This is a genomic window from Dyella silvatica (assembly GCF_026283955.1).
GTDB lineage: Bacteria > Pseudomonadota > Gammaproteobacteria > Xanthomonadales > Rhodanobacteraceae > Dyella_C > Dyella_C silvatica.
Genome location: NZ_JAPDPE010000193.1, coordinates 1 through 5,032, shown reverse-complemented (window position 1 = coordinate 5,032; position 5,032 = coordinate 1). Strand labels below are relative to the sequence as shown.

The 5,032-nt window shown below is 62.1% G+C and carries 3 protein-coding genes and 1 pseudogene; all 4 read right to left on the bottom strand.

Features of this window, described 5'->3' with window-relative positions; translation table 11 throughout:
• Positions 1-460: pseudogene (locus OUZ52_RS22210) on the bottom strand (hypothetical protein); the annotation flags it as partial.
• 306 nt (positions 461-766) lie between these two features.
• The gene (locus OUZ52_RS22205; RefSeq protein ID WP_266160777.1) at positions 767-1,222 is read right to left on the bottom strand and encodes a response regulator; all 456 of its coding nucleotides are present in this window, start codon (positions 1,220-1,222) and stop codon (positions 767-769) included.
• A gap of 259 nt (positions 1,223-1,481) precedes the next feature.
• Positions 1,482-1,793 carry a GNAT family N-acetyltransferase gene (locus OUZ52_RS22200; RefSeq protein WP_266160776.1) on the bottom strand — a complete coding sequence of 104 codons (312 nt, stop codon included), beginning with the start codon at positions 1,791-1,793 and terminating at the stop codon, positions 1,482-1,484.
• A gap of 269 nt (positions 1,794-2,062) precedes the next feature.
• A partial coding sequence (locus tag OUZ52_RS22195) for a sensor histidine kinase (RefSeq protein WP_266160775.1) occupies positions 2,063-5,032 on the bottom strand: 2,970 nt, incomplete at its 5' end.

Genomic DNA, 5,032 nt, shown 5'->3' with positions numbered 1-5,032 from the left:
ATTGCTTGAACATGCGGGTGAAATGACCTCGTGACAGGTTGCATGCCTTGGCCAGTGAAGTGATCGAAATGCTGGCTTCCATCTGATCGAGGATCAGCCGCTTGGCCAGCCTGGCCTGCCAGGGCGCCAGGCCGCCGCAGGGTCTCGCTGGTTCAACTCGCTTACCGCGCTGCACTTCGAGGTAAGCGTCGACCGCCAGTTTGAGGTGGCGCAGGACGCCGTCCGCCAGGCTATCGTGATGTTCGCAAACCGTCTTTAATGCGAGCCGCAGAGATTGGCCGACGCGATCCATCGGCATACGGCCCTCCTGTTCCAGCCATAGCCATAGCGGCGCCATCTCCGTGGCAATCGCGGCGCACGAAGAGTCTGGCGACCTCGGATCGGATCGATTCGACAGCGCCCCTCCATGATTCACATGTTCGATCAGGTCGCCATCCGTCGTTACGGAATGAGTGCACATGAAGCCGTCTCCCAGTTGCCACCAAGCGATGCGCGCCACGTCGAAGACATCCAAGTCGCAGCGCCGACCATGTCGGGCACGGCACCATGGCTTTCGTCAGGCCAGTGCAAGCCATCGCGCCCCATGGCACTTCTTGATGCCTGGCGAGGCCCGCCGCGCACTTCTCTGCAGCATGGTGCTTCAGGCAGCATGGATTGCGTATCCCCAAATAGAGGGCTTTCACACCCCCTCATTGAGTAAGTGCGGCATCCCTGATCGGGTAGTCATGGCGCCATCACGGCGGCACGCATGGTCGCAGCACCCCGTTCAGATGATCTTCGATCGCTCGGCAATGTGCTCCGCCAACTCCTGCGCGACCTCGGACGAGATACAGTGCTGGCCAGCGTGAACCGCGCGGATGGCTGTTATCAGCCCCTCTCGCAATGCACTTTTCAGCAAGTAGCCCATCGCACCTGCCAACAATGCGTTACGGGCGTTCACATCGCCAGGATAGGTCGTAAGAACGACGATCTTTGCGAATGGAAACTCAGCGCGAATAAGCTCTATGGGCCGCGCGCCATGCATATCCGGCATCTGCAGATCCATCAACATCACGTCGGGAATGAATTCGCGAAAACCTCTGACGGCGTCGGCACCCGTGACGGCTTCACCAACGAGGACCATGTCGGCCTCCCCCGCGATCATGCCCGCAATGCCTGCACGCAATAAATCATGATCGTCCGCCGTGAACACCGAGATCTTACGTACGTCGCCCGTCTCCATACCCCCACCGCCCGCACGCGCCCCACGCTCGCCCGGAGTTGCCTGCGACCCGATCGAACCTTGCCCGGCGACCATACCTCCATGTGTCATGTGCATCTACGCTCGCGAGAAATGCGAAAGCAGCTTAAACAGCCGCTCAGCTCACTCCAATACCCAAAGCGGTAGCTTTTTTCGCCGTGCCTATACCGATCTCTGCAGATGCCTGCAGTCGGGGCGGACAAGGCGCGAGCAAGCATCATCAGCGCCGCTGCTTACGAGGCTATGCCAGGCCCAGCAGTATTCGGCCCTGCGGCGCCAACAGAGCGTGGGTCTCGGGATGGCTTTGCATATACGCCGCAAACAGGGGGCATTGCGGGACAACACCCAAGTGACGCGCCTGCGACTGCGCCAGCGCTACGCGTATCAATTGCGTAGCGATGCCGCGTCCGCGAAGACCCTGCGGCACCACGGTGTGTATGAAGGTGATGGCCTGACCATCGATGCGGTAGGTCGCCACCGCCACTTCGCCGTCGACCGCCGCTTCAAAGCGATGTGCCGAAGGGTTATCCCGGATTAAAACAGTCTCGTCCATTGCCTATCATCTCCCTTGCCAAACCGCCTGATTCCGCGACGGGCGCGAGGATTGCGCCCATCCATGAAAGCCGCGGCACCCTTGGGGCCATGGCATCCACAGCAGGCAGCTTAGGCGCTTAACCGCAGATTGAATTGAACGTTGGAGATGTCTTGTTAAATCTGTGCGCAAATCATTCGCGCCAGGCCGGCCAGCTTGCAGGCTTCGCCCGCAGCGTGTCGCACCGTACCGCTGCCCGACACGCGCTTCGCGGCCACGCCGTGGTTTTGCTAACGGCGTTTAGGAGATCCTCCGCGAGCGCGGCGTACACGCTTGCCTACCCTCCATCGCCAGCTCCAGCGCCCTTGCACCCCGTACGCGACGGAGCCGGGCACGCGCAGTCTTACTTCGGTGCCGCTGGGATGCAGGTTGGACAGGCGCAGCGAGCCGGTCAGCCTGGCAGCGCGCTCGCGCATGCCAAGCAAGCCGTAGTGGCCCTGGCTCACCTTCTGGTCGAGCGCGCGCAAATCCAAACCGGTGCCGTTGTCGCGTATATACAGAATGAACGCATAGGCGCGATACACCATATGGATGGATAGCTCGCTGCCATTGGCGTGCCTGAACGCATTGAGCAGCGCCTCTTTGGCGACGGCACGAATTTCCTCGCAGGCCACGGTATGCAGCTCGCGCACCTCGCCATCGACGGTGACGGCGATGTCCATATGGCGCATGGCTCGCATGGATTCCGCATCGAGCTGCAATGCGCTTGCCATATCCAGGCGCAAGTCCACACTTGCGCGCAAGTCAGTCACGCGGTCGCGCGCGTCAACCACCGCGCGTTGCGCCATGTCGGTGAGCTTGCCCAAGGTCTGCAGATTTTCTTGCGTGCTCTTGGTGCTTTTGGCGAGCGTGTGCATGTGCAGGACAAGCGCCTGGAAATCCTGCAGCAAGGTATCGTGCAGCTCACGCGCAATGCGTTCGCGCTCGCGCAGGCGCTCTTCAAGACGGCCGCGAATAAGCGCCGCCATCTTGCGCAAACGGAATTGATGCATCACCAAAAGCAACAAGGCGAGCAACACGCCGACCGCGGCCTTGAACCAGACGGTCTGATACAGGGTGGGCGCAATCGAGAACACCAGACTGGTGTCGCTCTCACTCCAGGGGCCATCGCCATTTCGCGCCATGACGCGAAAGCGATAAGTGCCTGGTCCAAGATTGGTATACGTGGCCTCACGCCGGGAGCCTGCCTCCTCCCATCCCGCCGAAGCGCCGTCCAGACGGTAGCGAAACTTGATGCGCCCGGGAACCGCGAGGCTGAGCGCCGAGTACGTCACCCTGAGCGCCGTGGTGTGCGGGGGTAGACGCAAGCCCGCTTCGGCATCGTAAGTTTGTTTATCCGTGACGACAGCTCGAATGGCGATGTTGGGTGGACGCGTATCGCGCGTGATATGGGCAGGATCGATCCAGCCCAGCCCGACCGACCCGGCCAACCATATCTTTCCATCGGTCGCCTCGACGGCGGTGGGCAACGGGCGAACCTGCTGCGCCCCGCCGGGCATGCCGTCCTCGATGTCAAAAACCTCGACAGGCATGGGAAAAGCCGCGTCCTTCAATGCCCGAGCGAGATGCTCCGCACGGATGTGCACGGCGCCCTTGATACCATTCACCCAGAGCGAGCCATCCTTGGCCACCAGCAAACCGGTAATGTCGCTCAACACTTCCGGCCGCTCTGCCTTAAGTTTTTGAAAGCGGCGACCGTCGAAGGCGGCAAGGCCGTGCTCCCCACCGGCCAACAGCGTGGGTTCCGCCAAGATGGCCGTCACCGAGCCGGTGCTCAGGCCGTCATCGATGCCGTATGAGTGAACCGCATCGCCATCCAGAACGACCAGGCGATTGTCGTTGTAACCAAGCCACAAACGGCCGCGCGCATCCGCCACGACTCGCGCAGGCGTCGTGTCGGGCAACGCTTTCAGGTTGCCCTTGGGCACCCACGCATCGCCATCCAGGCGATAAATCGACGATCCGCGAAAAGCCACCCACAGGCGCCCCATCCCGTCACGCGCGATGGATTGAAACCGCTTCCCCTGTTGCTCGGGCGGCACGGTCAGCGCCTGAAAGCGCCCGTTGGCGAAGTGCCAGAATCCGTCTTGCCCGCCAAGAAAAATACTGCCGTCGCTATCGTGAAACAGTGCCGTGGCATCGCCGGTGAATCCCGGAAACGCCACCGGCGCAGGATCCACATGCCACCAACGATCCGGCGTATTGCTCATGCTCGCCGTACCGACCCACATGGCACCGTTTACATCGGGGCTTAATGCGAAATAGGTGGGGGAGCCTGGCAGCGCCACTTGAATGACGCTGTTGGGTCGAAACCGGTCGATGCCTAGTTTGGTCCCCACCCAGACATTGCCTTCGCGATCTTCCAACAGCGTCATGGAAGCGCCGGACGACAAGCCGTCGGACGACTTGAAGGTGTCTGCTTTCAGCGCTTGATCATCCAGCGACGGCGCGGAATGTCCGGGCGCACCGTCATGGCAAATGCCGAGGTCGACGCATGTAACGGACCAAAAGCCGCCCCTTCGGTCGAACAGAATGGGCGCTCCCCGTTGCCAGTTCATGCCTTCGGCTGGGATGGGAATGGGGGATATGGCTGGCGCGCGAATTTGCGTAAACCTGCCCTTCACGCGCGTCCACAAGGACTCATCGGGCGCAGCGAAGATGCCGCCGCCGGTCGCTAGCCGCGCGATGTCGTTTCGCACAAAGCGGTGGGCACCTTTCTTCAAGAGGTAGCCGCCGTCAGCAGCCGAGGCCCAAAGGTCGCCGGCGGGGTCTCGGGTCAGCTCTACGGTACCTTCGGGAAGGCCCCATGACTGGTTGGCCAGGCTCCACAAGCCGGCTTGCAGAACGTAGACGCCGTTTGCCGTAAGCGCCCAGACCCGGCCATCGCCATCTTCCGCGAATTCGGACACCGCCTCGCCCACGGGGATGCCAGGAATGGAAGCGCAAGCGTGCGCGCGTGCGAGGTGACACACGCTGGTCCCGCTCGTCGTCGAGGCAATGAACAGATCACCCGAGGCCGCTCCGAGCAACGCCGCCACCGAGGCGGACGCATAGCCTCCATCGCTGGCGAAGTCGTAGCGCTCGAAACCGACGCCATCGAAACGGTAAAGCCCGGTCGGCGTCCCCAGCCAAAGCCAGCCGTCGGCGCTCTGCGCCAACGCCCACACGTCAGCCGGGGCCCCCTCGCGCTGGGTCCATGC

Excerpts from the sequence above, each read along its gene's own strand:
- OUZ52_RS22205 (WP_266160777.1), bottom strand. The coding sequence starts at position 1,222 with ATGGAGACGGGCGACGTACGTAAGATCTCGGTGTTCACGGCGGACGAT.
- OUZ52_RS22200 (WP_266160776.1), bottom strand. The coding sequence starts at position 1,793 with ATGGACGAGACTGTTTTAATCCGGGATAACCCTTCGGCACATCGCTTT.